Origin of the sequence: Bradyrhizobium liaoningense, assembly GCF_018130955.1 — a bacterium.
Taxonomy (GTDB): Bacteria; Pseudomonadota; Alphaproteobacteria; order Rhizobiales; family Xanthobacteraceae; genus Bradyrhizobium; species Bradyrhizobium liaoningense_C.
Window position 1 is genome coordinate 74,508 of record NZ_JAFCJM010000002.1, and the last position, 13,978, is coordinate 88,485.

General features: G+C 65.0%; 13 protein-coding genes and 1 pseudogene. 8 read left to right on the forward strand and 6 right to left on the reverse strand.

Going from position 1 to position 13,978, the window contains the following annotated elements:
* Positions 1-200: 200 nt before the first annotated feature.
* Positions 201-1,022: an invasion associated locus B family protein gene (locus tag JQ632_RS02015; RefSeq protein ID WP_212400600.1), complete on the forward strand. Its 822-nt coding sequence runs from the start codon at positions 201-203 to the stop codon at positions 1,020-1,022.
* A 129-nt stretch (positions 1,023-1,151) separates the two neighbouring features.
* Here JQ632_RS02015 and hspQ read toward each other — a convergent pair whose 3' ends face one another.
* On the reverse strand, positions 1,152-1,484 hold the full coding sequence (gene hspQ, locus JQ632_RS02020) for a heat shock protein HspQ (protein WP_212400601.1): 333 nt from the start codon (positions 1,482-1,484) through the stop codon (positions 1,152-1,154).
* A gap of 106 nt (positions 1,485-1,590) precedes the next feature.
* On the opposite strand from hspQ, the gene JQ632_RS02025 reads away from it, so the two are divergent.
* Complete coding sequence (locus JQ632_RS02025) at positions 1,591-2,544, forward strand: AEC family transporter (RefSeq protein WP_212400602.1); 954 nt, start codon at positions 1,591-1,593, stop codon at positions 2,542-2,544.
* A 21-nt stretch (positions 2,545-2,565) separates the two neighbouring features.
* On the opposite strand, the gene JQ632_RS02030 is transcribed toward JQ632_RS02025, so the two are convergent.
* A complete protein-coding gene (locus tag JQ632_RS02030; RefSeq protein WP_212400603.1) occupies positions 2,566-3,750 on the reverse strand; it encodes a UbiH/UbiF family hydroxylase in 1,185 nt (394 codons plus the stop codon).
* 133 nt (positions 3,751-3,883) lie between these two features.
* Here JQ632_RS02030 and pcsA point away from each other — a divergent pair, with 133 nt between their 5' ends.
* The 3 genes and pseudogenes from pcsA to JQ632_RS02045 all read left to right on the forward strand — a co-directional run bounded on the left by pcsA (position 3,884) and on the right by JQ632_RS02045 (position 5,924).
* Positions 3,884-4,609 carry a phosphatidylcholine synthase gene (gene pcsA, locus JQ632_RS02035; RefSeq protein ID WP_212400604.1) on the forward strand — a complete coding sequence of 242 codons (726 nt, stop codon included), beginning with the start codon at positions 3,884-3,886 and terminating at the stop codon, positions 4,607-4,609.
* Positions 4,610-4,676: 67 nt separating this feature from the next.
* Positions 4,677-4,845 (forward strand): annotated as a pseudogene (locus tag JQ632_RS02040) (TerC family protein); the annotation flags it as partial.
* Positions 4,846-4,949: 104 nt separating this feature from the next.
* On the forward strand, positions 4,950-5,924 hold the full coding sequence (locus tag JQ632_RS02045; RefSeq protein ID WP_212400605.1) for a quinone oxidoreductase: 975 nt from the start codon (positions 4,950-4,952) through the stop codon (positions 5,922-5,924).
* 120 nt (positions 5,925-6,044) lie between these two features.
* Here JQ632_RS02045 and JQ632_RS02050 read toward each other — a convergent pair whose 3' ends face one another.
* From JQ632_RS02050 to JQ632_RS02060, 3 genes are all read right to left on the reverse strand, one after another.
* On the reverse strand, positions 6,045-7,241 hold the full coding sequence (locus tag JQ632_RS02050) for an acetylornithine transaminase (protein ID WP_212400606.1): 1,197 nt from the start codon (positions 7,239-7,241) through the stop codon (positions 6,045-6,047).
* A 255-nt stretch (positions 7,242-7,496) separates the two neighbouring features.
* Entirely contained in the window at positions 7,497-8,138 is a 642-nt protein-coding gene (locus JQ632_RS02055) for an Mpo1-like protein (protein WP_212400786.1), read from the reverse strand.
* A 107-nt stretch (positions 8,139-8,245) separates the two neighbouring features.
* Positions 8,246-9,409, reverse strand: a complete 1,164-nt coding sequence (locus JQ632_RS02060) for a tetratricopeptide repeat protein (RefSeq protein WP_212400607.1) — start codon at positions 9,407-9,409, stop codon at positions 8,246-8,248.
* A gap of 123 nt (positions 9,410-9,532) precedes the next feature.
* Between JQ632_RS02060 and JQ632_RS02065 the strand changes: the two genes are divergently transcribed.
* Positions 9,533-10,492, forward strand: coding sequence for a hypothetical protein (locus JQ632_RS02065; protein WP_212400608.1), 960 nt, complete (start codon positions 9,533-9,535; stop codon positions 10,490-10,492).
* A 4-nt stretch (positions 10,493-10,496) separates the two neighbouring features.
* Here JQ632_RS02065 and rimO read toward each other — a convergent pair whose 3' ends face one another.
* Positions 10,497-11,822: a 30S ribosomal protein S12 methylthiotransferase RimO gene (gene rimO / locus JQ632_RS02070; RefSeq protein WP_212400609.1), complete on the reverse strand. Its 1,326-nt coding sequence runs from the start codon at positions 11,820-11,822 to the stop codon at positions 10,497-10,499.
* Between the two features lie 115 nt (positions 11,823-11,937).
* Here rimO and JQ632_RS02075 point away from each other — a divergent pair, with 115 nt between their 5' ends.
* Positions 11,938-12,528, forward strand: a complete 591-nt coding sequence (locus JQ632_RS02075) for an ANTAR domain-containing response regulator (protein ID WP_212400610.1) — start codon at positions 11,938-11,940, stop codon at positions 12,526-12,528.
* Positions 12,525-13,697, forward strand: a complete 1,173-nt coding sequence (locus JQ632_RS02080) for a CmpA/NrtA family ABC transporter substrate-binding protein (protein WP_212400611.1) — start codon at positions 12,525-12,527, stop codon at positions 13,695-13,697. The genes JQ632_RS02075 and JQ632_RS02080 overlap by 4 nt, the downstream gene beginning before the upstream one ends.
* Positions 13,698-13,978 lie beyond the last annotated feature (281 nt).

Here is a 13,978-nt window from a genome sequence, read left to right on the forward strand (position 1 = left end):
GCGCATCCGCGTCGGTGTCAAAGACGCTTGTCGGCATTGATCTTTTCGTCCGCCACGTTAAGAAGGCGGGCAATCGCACAGGAGTTCCTGACCCGTCACTTAACCGCCTCAATTGACGGGGAGACAGCCGCGCCAAGGCGGCTTGGGTTCGGCGCTCCAGAGCGGTTCGGGCACTTCCCGTTCAGAAAGGGTTTTCCGCAATGAATTTCCGTATTTTGGCCGCGTCGGTTCGGCCGCGCGGGCGAGTTCTCGCCCTGTTGGCAGCCACCGCGTTGGCCGTTCCCGTTGCCGCCGAAGCCCAGACGCCTGCGCCGGCCCCGGGCGCGCCGAAGGCGGCTCCGGCTCCCGCGCCGAAGGCTGCTCCGAAGGCCGCCCCCAAGGCGCCCGCGCCGCAGGCCCAGGGTCAGCAGCCCCCGGCCGCCGCCGGACAGCCGCCCGCCGCCGCCGGTGCGCCCGCTGGCGACCAGCAGGTGCAGCTCATCTACGCGCCCTGGACCAAGTTCTGTCTCAAGGGCCAGGACGCCAACGCCAAGCAGGTCTGCTTCACCGGCAAGGATGGCCGCATCGAATCCGGCCAGCCGGTCATCGCCGCCGTCATCATCGAGCCGGAAGGCGAGCCCAAGAAGATCCTGCGCGTGACGCTTCCGCTCGGCATGCAGCTCGTGCACGGCACCCGGATCATCGTCGACAACAACGCGCCGTTGCAGAGCCCCTATGTGATCTGCTTCGCCAACGGCTGCATGTCGGACTATGAGGCGACCCCCGAACTCATCGCCAACATGAAGAAGGGCCAGAACCTCGTCGTTCAGGCGATCAACGCCAATGGCGCGCCGCTGACGCTGCCGCTGCCGCTGGCCGGCGAATTCCAGAAGGCCTATGACGGTCCGCCGACCGATCCGAAGGTGTTCGAGGAAAACCAGAAGAAGCTCCAGGAAGAGCTTCAGAAGAAGGCTGAAGAAGCGCGCAAGAAGCTGGAGCAGGGCGGTGGTGCTCCTGGCGCGGCGCCGACCGGGCAGAAATAATTCTGCCGAACAGACACCAAAAAGGCGCCCGACCGGGCGCCTTTTTCTTTCCGCGGGATCCCGGCGGAAGATTTTGGTTTTGACGCGTTTTCTTGACGCGAGCCGGTATCCACTTCGCGCGAAAACGCTCTAGTTCAGCGACGGATTGCGCGGGCGGTAGCCGCCGGCCTTGTCCTTGACGAAGATCTCGGCGACCTGCGAATGGCGGATCGGCTCGCCGGAATCGTCGGGCAGCAGGTTTTGCTCGGAGACGTAGGCGACGTATTCGGACTCCGCGTTTTCCGCCAGCAAATGGTAGAACGGCTGATCCTTGTGAGGGCGCACCTCCTCAGGGATCGATAGCCACCATTCCTCGGTGTTGTTGAATTCCGGATCGATGTCGAAGATCACGCCCCGGAACGAGAAGATCCGGTGGCGCACGACCTGTCCGATCTGGAATTTGGCGGTCCGCGCTTTAATCATGCTTCGTCGATAGACCAGGATTGTGGCCGATGCTAGTGGCCTTGCTTGGAATTAACCTGCGAAGGGCGGGCGGATAGCCCCGATTACCTCAGAAACCACTTCATAAATGGTCGATATCCTCAATCTGGCGCTGCCTTATTTCGGCTTGATCTTCGTCGGGTTCGCCTGTGGCAAAGCCAAGTCCCTGCCGGAATCGGGGCTGGCCTGGATGAACTTCTTCCTGCTCTACGTGTCGTTGCCGGCGCTGCTCTTTGCGATCATGTCGAAGACGCCGTTCGCCGAGCTGAACAACCCGCCGTTCCTGGTCGCGACGACGCTGTCGACGGTCGCCGCGTTTACCATCGCGCTCGTCGTCGGGAAGGTTCTTGGCCGGCTGCCGCTGCGCGAGGCGACGCTGGCCGGGCTCTCCGGCGGCTACGGCAATATCGGCTATATGGGCCCCGGGCTCGCGCTTGCGGTGCTTGGACCGAAGGCGGCGGCGCCCACCGCGCTGATCTTCTGTTGCGACAGCATCTTCCTGTTTACGATCGTGCCGCTCCTGATCGAGCTTTCCGACCGCGATCACCCGTCGATCGTGCACGCCTTCGGGGTCGTGCTGAAGCAGATCGTGCTCAACCCGCTGATCATGTCGGCCTGCTTTGGCGCGGCTGTCGCGGCGCTCCATATCGAGCTGCCGGTCGCGCTCGATCGCACCATCACCTTCCTGCAAAATGCCGCCGCGCCGACCGCGCTGTTCGTGCTGGGTGTCACGGTGGCGCTGCGGCCGTTCGATCGCGTGCCATGGGAGGTGCCCGGCGTGATCGCGGTGAAGCTCCTCGTCCATCCGCTTGCAGCGCTCGGCCTCATGCTCGCCTTCGGCCCGTTCGCGCAGCCCTGGGCTGCGACCGCCGTGCTGATGGCCTCGCTGCCGCCGGCGCTGAACGTGTTTGTGATTGCGCGCCAGAACGACGCCTGGATCGAATCCGCGTCCGTCGCGGTGCTGCTCGGGACCTTTGCCTCCGTGGTCACGCTGACTAGTGTGATGTGGCTGATCCAGACCGGGCGGCTGGCCTTTCCGTAAAAGACGCTAGCGCGGCCAGATCTAACGTCGCCAGGTCGGCGCGAGCCCCTCGCGCATGGCGAGTCGCCGCAGCGGGCCGATCGCGCCGAGCAGGTGCATCCCGACCGCACGGACCGGCTGGAGCGGCAGGAAGTCGTTGAGCAGTGAGCGATTGGCCATGTCGATCACGAAGGTGCGGCTCACGATGTCGGGCCGCCGCGCCCGGTCATAGCGGTTGAGCACCTCGACCGCGCCGGGATCCTGAGCTGCCGCGATCGCGTCGCCGGCGAGGCGCGCAATATCGGCGGCATCCCGCAGACCGAGATTGAGGCCCTGCGCACCGATCGGAGGAACCACGTGGGCGGCTTCGCCGATCAGCGCGATGCGGTCGCGCGCGAAAGCATCGGGACGCTCGATCGCCAGCGGAAACAAATTGCGCCCCGGTTCCACGGTCATGCGGCCGAGGATCGAGTGCGACTGTTTTTCGACCGCCGCGGAGAGTTCGTCGTCGGTCAGCGCGCGCAGCCGCTCGGCTTCGGCGGGCGCCGACACCCACACGATGCTGGAGCGGTCGCCGGGCAGGGGTACGAATACGCAGGGGCCATGCGGCGTGTGGAACTCGGTCGACACATTCCGGTGCGGTCGCGAATGGCTGACATTGAAGGTCAGCGCCGTCTGCTTGAGCTCGCGGCGTGCCACCGTGATGCCGACGGCTTCGCGGCACAGCGAGTGGCGGCCGTCGGCGCCGACCACGAGCCGCGCGCTGAGGAATTGCCCCGCGGCCGTGCGGATCGCGACAGCGTCTGCTTCCGCGAGCACGCTCTCGGCCTCGTCGTCGACGCGCGTCAGACCGGGCAATTCCGCCGCGCGCTGCTCCAGCGCCAGCATCAGCGAGCGGTTGTCGATATTGTAGCCGAAGGCATCGAGCCCGATCTCGTGGCAGGAGAACCGCACCTCCGGCGCGCGGATCAGGCGGCCGGTGTCGTCGACGAGCCGCATGGCCTCCAGTGCGGCCGCCTTGTCCCTGCAGTGGGACCAGACGCCGAGCCCGTCCAGAAATTCGACCGAGCCGCCCAGCAGCGCCGTCGTGCGGTTGTCGGCATAGGGCAGGCGGCGCGCAACGAGCGCGGTGCGCGCGCCGACCTGTGCCAGCGCGATCGCCGCCGCCACGCCCGCAGGACCGCCGCCGATCACGGCCGTGTCATAAAGTGTCGATACGTCTGCCATGACCGCACAATTGACATGCTCCACGGCAATTTCAAGCCCGCTCGTTCTGCAAGAATTTAAGGGAAATTGCGCGGCCGAACGCCGCAACCGCTTATGTGCAAATCGGTCTCGTTCTGATAGCACTGCGCGAGCCATGGATAGCCAGCAGGATTCCCTCAAACCGAAGCCCGCAATCCGCGCCGCGGCCTTTTCGGTGCACGTCTTCACCGCATTCGGCGGCGCCATTGCGCTGCTTGCGATGCTGGAGGCGGTGCGCGAGCACTGGGCCGCGATGTTTCAATGGCTGGGCGTCGCGCTGATCATCGATGCGATCGACGGGCCCATCGCGCGCCGGCTGAACGTCAAGACGGTGCAGCCGAACTGGTCGGGCGACGTGCTCGACCTCGTGGTCGATTTCGTCACCTATGTGTTCGTGCCGGCCTATGCGATCGTCGCCAGCGGCCTGCTGCTGCCGGTCGCAGCTCCCATTTTGGGCGTGGCCATCGTCGTCACCAGCGCACTCTATTTCGCCGATTTGCGCATGAAGGCCGACGACAACCATTTTCGCGGCTTCCCTGCGCTGTGGAACGCCGCTGCGTTCTACCTGTTCCTGCTGCACTGGCCGCCATTGGTGTCGACGCTGCTGATCGCAGCACTCGTGGTGCTGACCTTCGTGCCGTTCCACGTGCTGCACCCGGTGCGGGTGGTACGGCTGCGCTGGCTGACGATGTCGCTGATCGTCGTCTGGGGCGTGCTCGCGCTCTACACGCTGAAGATGGACTTCCAGGTCGGGATGGCCGTGAAGATCGCGCTCTGTGCAATCGCGGCGTACGTCGTCGGCAGTGACGCCGCGATCAGGCTTGCAAGATCCTTGGTATGATCCACCTCCTGACCAGCCCGGAAGCCTCGGCCGCGCTGTTGACCCTGACCTCGCACGAGATCGCGCTCGGCTGCTGGCGCGGGCATTTCTGGTGCTGATCGGCGTCGTGCTGGTTGCCGATGGATTCAAGTTTCACATTCCGCGCGGCTATATCTACTTCGCGATGGCGTTCTCGGCGGCGGTCGAGGTCTTCAACGTTTCCGGCGAAGCGTAACCGGAGGAAGCTGGCCAAATAGCCGGCTCCGCGCGTTCCAGGGTACGTCGAGTTGACAAGCAAGGCGCGATGGCTTTCGTTTGTGGGCAATAAGAGCGAGGGCAGGACGAACGAGGAGGTCAGGTGATGACCAAAGCCGTCCGCGTGCACAAGGTCGGGGGTCCGGAGGCCCTCGTCTATGAGAGCGTCGACGTGCCCGAGCCTGGCCCCGGTGAGGTCCGAATCCGCCAGCATGCGGTTGGGTTGAACTTCATCGACGTCTATTTCCGCACCGGCCTCTACAAGGCGCCGGGGCTGCCCTTCATCGCCGGCAACGAGGCCGCCGGCGAGGTCGTCGCGGTCGGGCCCGGCGTGACGCATTTTCACCCCGGCGACCGCGTCGCCTATTACTACAATCTCGGCGCCTATACCGGCGAGCGCAACCTTCCCTGGGAGAAGCTGGTCAAACTGCCCGACCACATCACCTACGAGCAGGGCGCCGTGCTGATGCTCAAGGGCCTGACGGTCTGGTATCTCCTGCACAAGACGTTCAGGGTCGAGCCGCATCACCGCGTGCTGATTCACGCGGCCGCCGGCGGCATCGGATTGCTCGCCTGCCAATGGGCGCGTGCGCTGGGCGCCCATGTGATCGGCACCGTCGGGTCGCGCGCCAAGGCGGACCTGGCGGAAGCCAACGGCTGCGATCATGTGATTCTGTACAACGACGAAGATTTCGTGGCGCGGGTCAAACAGATCAGCCGCAACGAGGGCTGCGACGTCGTCTATGACGGCGTCGGCAAGGCGACCTTCCCGGGTTCGCTGTCGTGCCTGAAGCCGCGCGGCATGTTCGTCTCCTTCGGCAACGCGTCGGGCCCGGTGCCGCCGTTCGCGATTGCCGAGCTCAACAATCACGGCTCGCTGTTCGCGACCCGGCCAAAACTCAACGACTACATCGGCAAGCGTTCGGAGCTGCTCGAAGGCGCAGACACGCTGTTTGCCGCCGTCATCAGCGGCAAGCTGCACGTGCCGATCAACCACGCCTACGCGCTGAAGGACGCGGCCAAGGCGCATATCGACCTCGAAAGCCGCAACACCACGGGCGCGTCGATTCTCAAACCGTAGAGACTCATCTCACCGAAGTCGTCATGCCCGGGCTTGTCCCGGGCATCCACGTTCTTCGTGCCGTGTGTCCAAGACGTGGATGGCCGGGACAAGCCCGGCCATGACGGAGGAGTGCGGAGCCTACGCCACAAGCCGCGCGGCACCGGCCTTGGTCAAGATCGCGTCCAGGCAATCGACCATCTCGCCGATCTCTGCTCGCGTGACATTGAGTGCCGGCATGAAGCGCAGCGCGTCGGGCTGCGGTGCGTTGAGTAGCACGCCGGCCTCGAACGCCTGGGCCACGATCGCCTGCGCGATCGGCAGCTTGAGGTCGAGCGCGAGCAGCAGGCCGCGGCCGCGCACTTCGCCGAGCCCGTGCCGCGCCGAGACCTTCTGCAGCTCGCTCTCCAGCAACAGGCCGGTGTCGGCGACATTCCTGAGGAATTCCGGCTTGGCGATTTCCTCAAGCACGGCAACCCCCGCCGCGCACATGATCGGATTGCCACTGAACGTGCCGCCCTGGTCGCCATGCTCGAAGCAGGCGGCCTTCTCGGTCGCGAGCAGGGCGGCGAGCGGCACGCCGCCGCCGATGCCCTTGCCGAGCGTCATGATGTCGGGTGCAATCCCGGCATGCTCGTAGTGGAAGAGCTTTCCGGTCCGACCCATGCCGGTCTGGATCTCGTCGAAGATCAGGAGCAGGCCGTGCGCCTCGGTCAGCGCGCGCAGCTGCTGCAGGAACTGGTCGGTTGCCTGCCACACACCGGACTCGCCCTGGATCGGCTCCAGCATCACGGCGACCGTGTTGTCGGTGATCAGGCTCTCGACAGAGGCGATATCGTTGAGAACAGCCTTCTTGAAGCCCGCCACCTTCGGCTCGAACAGCGGCTCAAAGGCCTTCTTGCCGGACGCCGACATGGTCGCGAGCGTGCGGCCATGGAAACCGCCGGCAAACGTGATGATCTCGAACGCGCCACCCTTGTGCAGGCTGCCATATTTGCGCGCGAGCTTGATCGCGCCCTCATTGGCTTCCGCGCCGGAATTGGCAAAGAACACCTGGTCGAAACAGCTCTTCTCGACCAGCGCCTGCGCCAGCTGGAGGCTCGGGCCGTTGTAGAAGGCGGGGCTCGGCGTCAGCAGCCGCCTGGCTTGCGCAGCGAGCGCATCGGCAACGGCCGGCGGCGAATGGCCGAGGCAGTTCACCGCCCAGCCCTGCACGAAGTCGAGATAGCGCTTGCGGCTGTCGTCCCAGAGGTAGGAGCCCGCGCCGCGGACGAACACGGCCTTGGGCCGGGCGGTGATGTCCATCAGCGCATCATACGGATGGGTAGCGTTGGTCATGTCAGACTCCTCGTGGGGGCGGGTGAAAAAGGCGCGCGAAAAGCGAGAAGGCCGCACTTTGCGGGTGCGGCCTTCTCGAAAACCTGGGCTGAATTAGCTGATCAGCGCTGGCGTCGGACATGGCGCAACCCATCATCGTCGCGGGTGCGACGACGGAAAGCTGCGCGGCGGTGGGTCCGAGTGAACATCATGGGGCGCGGCCATACAGCCGAAGGGCAGGGCTTGTCAAGCCGTTCTCGCGCCGGCGGTGACGGCTTACGTCAGATGCGCTGCTTCCTCGGCCTCGTCCTCACCCCAGTCGGCATCGGCGATCGAGTGGTCGATCCATTCGCCGCGCAGGAGCTTCAGCGGCGATTTCCAGTACAGGGCGATGTTGTGGAACGGATCGGTCAGCACCTTGAAAGCCCACACCAGCCCGGTCGAGACGCCCCTGACAACGAAGAGCTGGAGCATGCGGAAGAGGCCGCCGCCGATGCCGATGGCGAGCCAGAGCGCGCCGACATGGCGAATGAAATCGAGCCGGTCGGCCGGCGGATCGAAAGCGCCGAACAACGTCGGGAAGGCGAACAGCGCCAGCGGCGCGAGGCCCCAGACGATCAGGAGGATGATCTTGCGGGTCTGGTTGTAGCCGACCTTCACCGCTTCCTTGTAGGCGTTGGTGACTTCGTTGACGGCGTCGTAGCCGTTCGGCTCGAAGAAGAAATGCCCGGTCTGCCGCGTCAGCATCGCGAGCCAACCGACGAGCCCCGCGAGTGCGGGATCGCTGAACAGCAGCGCGTAGCAGATCAGGAAGATGACGGCGCTGATCAGATGCAGCGTCTGGTTCACGTTGCTCTGGTGGTAATAGCGGTAATCGTCCCAGCGCTGGGCGCGCAGCATGTTCGACAGCAGGCTCATCATCAATCCTCGCTCGTTGACGGCGCGGCAGCCATAGGCCGAGTCCGTGAACGATGCGTGACTGCATTATAGTGTCACATTGCGTGCGGTGCGCACGCGGTAGCGCATTACTGAATGCCGTAATGCGCGAACTCGTCGGCGATGTCGGCCTTGATCGCCTTGGCGGCGGCGATATCGCTCTCCGCGCCGGCTGCATCGCCCTTCTTCCGCTTGACGAGCCCGCGGCCGTAGAGGGCGCTTTCAAGTTTTGGCTGGGCCGCGAGCGCGGCGTCGTAATCGCTGAGCGCGGCATCGAGTTGGCCGAGCTTGAGGTGGCACAGCGCGCGGCTGTCGAGCGTGTAGGGATCGCTCGGCCGCATCTTCAGCGACTGCTCGCAATCGGCAAGCGCCCCGTCGAGCTGGCCGAGGATCGCGCGCGTCATGCAGCGTTCGTTGAAGACGGCGGCGTAGCTGGCATTGGCCTTGATCGAGCGATCGTAATCCTCCAGCGCGCGGACGTAGTCGTGCTCGTAAAGATACATGTTAGCCCGCGCGTAGGTGTCGCGATCGTTGTTCGGATTGAGCGCGATCGATTTTGCGAAATCGGCGAAGGCGCGCGTGCGATCACCCTTGTCGCGAAAGACCCGCGCGCGGTTGCCATAGGCCGCCGCATAGGTCGGATCGAGCTTGATCGACATATCGAAATCGGCGAGCGCGCGATCCGGCTCGTCGTGCTCCCGATAGGCCGTGCCGCGGTTGTAGTAGGCGAGCGCGAATTTCGGATCGAGCCTGATGGCCTGGGTGTAGTCGGCCATCGCGCGCTCATAGTCGTTCTTGCCGGCGTAGGAATTGCCGCGGTTGTTGAAGTACTGCGCATCGCCGGGATCGAGCCGGATGGCGCGGTCGTAGTCGGCGATGGCATGGTCGCGATCGCCGAGATCGTCATAGGCAATGCCGCGGTTGAACCAGGCTGATGCGTCCTTCGGATTGAGGTCCAACGCGCGGTTGAGGTCATCGATCGCGCGCTCGGGATTGCCCTTGCGCCGCAAGGCTTCGCCGCGATTGTTGAGGGCAAGCTGGGTGGTGCTCCGTGACGGGTTCGACTGAAGTACGGCCGTGCAGCCGGCGATGCGCTGGTCCTCGGTCACCCCGCTCCTGGCGAAGCACCAGTCGCGCGCCTGGGAGAGCGACGTCTGTGCCATCGGGGCGGTGCTGAAAACCGGGGAGGCGAGCAGTCCAACCATGATTGCGAGGACGTTCAGCCGTCCGCCCACCCTGAGATCAATTTGCATCGCCAACCTCGCGCCGAACCATTGTCGGGCTCGCGTGTTTGTAACTTTAAGACGCGGATCGGTTCGAACCGGGCAGGGCCGCTGAGCGACCAAGACAGGAGACAATTTTCGGCAGGGGCGCTAGTGTCCGATCAACCCTATCACATTGATATCGAGAGCATTCGCAGGGCGTTTCCGCCGGGTACCGAGGTGCCGCCGCTGCTGCTCGGTTTTGCCGGCTGGCTCGAGGGGCGGCCCTGGGGCAGCGTCGGCTGCTACAGCCTCATGGGACAATTTGCCGACGGCGCGCCGATCGTCGACGGCAGCCCGCTGCGCGACAAGTTCGCGCTGTTCATGCGCTTGCCCGAAGGGTCCGAAGTCGGCGCCTGGTACGGTGCCGGCCCCGATCAGTCAGATGCGCCGGTCGTGGTGCTGGGCTCGGAAGGGCAGTACGACATTCTCGCGCCCTCGGTCGCGGGCCTGCTCGCCAAGATCGCCTTGCAGAAGTTCGAAGACAATTGGAGCGATTTCCTGCCGCATGAGGACGCAGACGATGCGACCGACGAATTGGCGGACTGGCTGAAGATCCGCCTCGGCACGGACGATCTCGAATCCCTGACGCAGAGCGCGGCCGAGCCGCCGGACTTTCGCCACTGGATGGAGAAATGGTGTCGCGACCGCGAAGATTACTGGTCGAACCATCCAATGATGGCCGAGCTCGGCTGGCGGCTGGCGGCGCACCTGCCGAAGGGCAAGAACCCCTGGGACAAGACGCATTTCGAGATCGCGATCGTCGGCAGCCAGTTTCAGGCGCGCGTGCTTCGCCGCGGCCGGCAGCCGGTCGAGGAGGCCGGAAAGATCGAGCCGCTGCTGCGCGAACTCCGCGACGACATGCGGCGTGCCCGGCCGCATCTCGGGCTGTGGTACTCGATGGCGTTCGGGCTCTACGCCGATGGCCGCGTCGTGCCGCGCTTCGACTACGACACCCGTCCCATGATCGGCGAGGCGCCGGCGGAGCTCGCCGAAGCGCAGGCCGATCTCGCCCGCGCGCCGCGACCGGAGCAATGGGTGCCGGCGTGGCTGGCGGCGGCAGAAGCTGGATGAAAACTCAGAATCCCGCGACGCTGCCGTGCAGGTCGTAGGCGTCGGCGCGTTCTATCTTTGCGGTGACGATTTCGCCGACCCGCAAGGGGCGCCGGCTCGACAGATAGACTGCGCCGTCGATCTCCGGCGCATCGGCCTTGGAGCGGCCTTTTGCGACCGTCGGGCCGACCTCGTCGATGATGATCTGCTGGCGGGTGCCGACCTTGCGCTTGAGCCGGCGCGCAGAGATCTTCTGCTGCCGCGCCATCAGCGCGTTGTAGCGCTCCTCCTTCACCTCATCGGGCACGGCGCCGGGAAGCGCATTCGACGTGGCGCCCGCGACCGGCTCGTATTTGAAGCAGCCGAGGCGATCGATCTCGGCCTCATCAAGCCAGTCGAGCAGATAGGCGAAATCTGAATCGGTCTCGCCGGGGAAGCCGACGATGAAGGTCGAGCGCAGCGCCAGGTCCGGGCACTCCTCGCGCCAGCGCTTGATGCGCGCCAGCGTCTTGTCCTGCGCCGCCGGCCGCTTCATGGCCTTCAACACCTCGGGGCTCGCATGCTGGAACGGGATGTCGAGATAGGGCAGCACCTTGCCCTCGGTCATGAGCGCGATGACCTCGTCGACATGCGGGTAGGGGTAGACATATTGCAGGCGGACCCAGGCGCCGAACTCGCCGAGCTCCTTCGCCAGATCGAGGAATTTTGCGCGGACCTGGCGGTCCTTCCACGGGCTCTCGGCATATTTCACGTCGACGCCGTAGGCCGAGGTGTCCTGCGAGATGACCAGCAGCTCCTTGACGCCGGCGCCGACCAGGCGCTCGGCCTCGCGCAGGACGTCGTTGGCCGGCCGCGACACCAGGTCGCCGCGCAGTTTTGGGATGATGCAGAAGCTGCAGCGGTTGTTGCAGCCCTCGGAGATTTTCAGATAGGCGTAGTGGCGCGGCGTCAGCTTGATGCCCTGCGGCGGCACCAGGTCGAGATGCGGATTGTGCGCCGGCGGCAGCGCGCGGTGCACGGCGTCCAGCACCGACTCATATTGCTGCGGGCCGGTGATCGAGAGCACGCCGGGATAGGCCTGCTCGATCTGCTCGGGCTCGGCGCCCATGCAGCCGGTGACGATCACCTTGCCGTTCTCGGCCATGGCCTCGCCGATCGCCGAGAGCGATTCCTGCTTGGCGCTGTCCAGGAAGCCGCAGGTGTTAACGATGACGATGTCGGCCCCGTCGTGCTTGCGGGCAAGCTCGTAGCCTTCGGCGCGCAGCCGTGTGATGATGCGCTCGGAATCGACCAATGCCTTGGGACACCCGAGCGAAACGAAGCTGACCTTGGGCGCAGCCGCCTGATTCATATCCAAATCTGCCTGATTGACCGGCTGGAGCTAGTCCTAATTGCCGCCAATTACAACCCTTTGCATGGCGTTCCGGCGTGCTATGGATGCACTCCGTGGGGGTGGTGAGTGAGCGATGAGCGCCGAACAGTCGCCTAAAATCGTGATTGTCGACGAAAGCCCGATCCGGGCTGCAATCCTTGAGGAGGGGCTGCGCGAAGCCGGCTTCACCCAGGTCGTGCACATCCGCGAGATGCAGAGCCTTTTGGCGCGCATTTACTCTGTCGACCCCGACATCATCCTGATCGACCTCGAAAACCCCAGCCGCGACGTGCTTGAAGCGATGTTCCAGGTCAGCCGCGCCGTGCGCCGCCCGATCGCGATGTTCGTCGACCAGAGCGATTCCGCCTCGATCCAGGCCTCCGTGGAGGCGGGGGTTTCCGCCTATATCGTCGATGGCCTGAAAAAGGAGCGGATCAAGCCGATCCTCGACCTCTGCGTGTCCCGGTTCAACGCCTTCGCAAAACTCCAGGAGGAACTGGAGCGAACCAAGTCGCAGCTCGAGGACCGCAAGGTGATCGAGCGCGCCAAGGGTATTTTGATGAAGATGAAGGGCCTCAACGAGGACGAGGCCTATGTGCTGCTGCGCTCCACGGCGATGCGCGAGAAGAAGAAAATCGGCGAGATCGCGCAGTCGATCATCACCGCCTCGGAGATGCTGAAATGACGACCCCGTTGCGCATAGGGTTCATCCCGCTGGTGGACGCCGCCGCCCTGATCGTGGCCGTCGACAAGGGATTTGCGAGCGCCGAGGGGCTCGACGTCACGCTGGTGCGCGAGGTCTCCTGGTCGAACGTGCGCGACAAGCTCAATATCGGCCTGTTCGATGCCGCCCATCTGTTGGCGCCGGTCGCGATTGCGTCCTCGCTCGGGCTCGGCCACGTCAAGGTGCCGATCGCAGCCCCCTTCAATCTCGGCATCAACGGCAACGCGATCACGGTATCGCCGGCGCTCCATGCGGCCTTGATGGCGGAGATCGACGGCGGCGACCGGTTCGATCCGATGGCCACCGCCAAGGCGCTGGCCCGCGTCGTCGCGAAGCGGAAGAAGGAGGGCGCCGACGCCCTGACCTTCGGCATGACCTTCCCGTTCTCGACCCACAATTATCAGCTGCGGTTCTGGATGGCGGCCGCCGGCGTCGATCCCGACGAGGACGTGCGTCTGGTCGTGCTGCCGCCGCCCTACATGGTCGACAGCCTCGCCAGCGGCCATGTCGATGCCTTCTGCGTCGGCGCGCCCTGGAACTCCGTTGCCGTCGATCTCGGCATCGGCCACATCCTGCATTTTGTCTCCGACATCCTGGTTCGTGCGGCCGAGAAGGTGCTGGCGGTGCGCCAAGTCTGGGCAGACAAGAATCCGCAGACCGTCGCGGCACTGGTCCGCGCCGCGGTGAAGGCCGCGGAATTCATCGAGCAGCCGGAGAACCGGGCCGAGGTCGCGCGCATCCTGGCGCAACCCGAACGGATCGGCGTCGATGCCGAGGTGATTCAGCGGACCCTGGGCGGCCGGCTCAAGATCTCGCCCGACGGCACCATGCGCGAAAGCGGGCGCTACCTCCTGGTCGGGCGCGAAGAGGCGGGCTGCCCCGATCCCGTGCAGGCTGCCTGGCTCTATGCGCAAATGGTCCGCTGGGGGCAGACGGCCTTGAGTCCCGAGGCCCTCAAGACCGCCATGGGCGTTTTCCGGCCCGATCTCTATGACGCGGCGGTGGGGCGGCCGAGCCAAACCGGGCAGGCGGCCGGCGGCGCCTTCAGCGCCTTTTCTGGCCCGGTCTTCAATCCCGCCGACGTCGTGGGGTATCTGGCCTCGTTCGCGGTGGCGCGCCGGGGCCCGTAGGCCTCTCATGTGTCTGATCAAAATCTAAGCAATCCGATTCGAAGCTCAATCTTTGGGCCATTGCTGCCCTAAGCGGCATGAATTTTGATCCACTTCATGCACTGCACACAAGTATAACGCACTGATTGCAAACGGCTTATCCGTTTATGCTGCGTTGGCACACTCCTTGAATAGGGAAGGACAAGGCAGGCTGGCGCGGACGCCGGCGGCCACATCCATGATGGATTTTCCGCAGCAACGAGGCTGATCGGATCGCATCGGACCCATTTTTGCGGGCTTCC

Coding starts and splice junctions, on each gene's coding strand:
- JQ632_RS02050 (WP_212400606.1), bottom strand. CDS start 7,241: ATGACCAACGCTACCCATCCGTATGATGCGCTGATGGACATCACCGCC.
- rimO (WP_212400609.1), bottom strand. CDS start 11,822: ATGAATCAGGCGGCTGCGCCCAAGGTCAGCTTCGTTTCGCTCGGGTGT.
- hspQ (WP_212400601.1), bottom strand. CDS start 1,484: ATGATTAAAGCGCGGACCGCCAAATTCCAGATCGGACAGGTCGTGCGC.
- JQ632_RS02030 (WP_212400603.1), bottom strand. CDS start 3,750: ATGGCAGACGTATCGACACTTTATGACACGGCCGTGATCGGCGGCGGT.
- JQ632_RS02055 (WP_212400786.1), bottom strand. CDS start 8,138: ATGAGCCTGCTGTCGAACATGCTGCGCGCCCAGCGCTGGGACGATTAC.
- JQ632_RS02025 (WP_212400602.1), top strand. CDS start 1,591: ATGGTCGATATCCTCAATCTGGCGCTGCCTTATTTCGGCTTGATCTTC.
- JQ632_RS02060 (WP_212400607.1), bottom strand. CDS start 9,409: ATGCAAATTGATCTCAGGGTGGGCGGACGGCTGAACGTCCTCGCAATC.
- JQ632_RS02075 (WP_212400610.1), top strand. CDS start 11,938: ATGAGCGCCGAACAGTCGCCTAAAATCGTGATTGTCGACGAAAGCCCG.
- JQ632_RS02015 (WP_212400600.1), top strand. CDS start 201: ATGAATTTCCGTATTTTGGCCGCGTCGGTTCGGCCGCGCGGGCGAGTT.
- JQ632_RS02080 (WP_212400611.1), top strand. CDS start 12,525: ATGACGACCCCGTTGCGCATAGGGTTCATCCCGCTGGTGGACGCCGCC.
- JQ632_RS02045 (WP_212400605.1), top strand. CDS start 4,950: ATGACCAAAGCCGTCCGCGTGCACAAGGTCGGGGGTCCGGAGGCCCTC.
- pcsA (WP_212400604.1), top strand. CDS start 3,884: ATGGATAGCCAGCAGGATTCCCTCAAACCGAAGCCCGCAATCCGCGCC.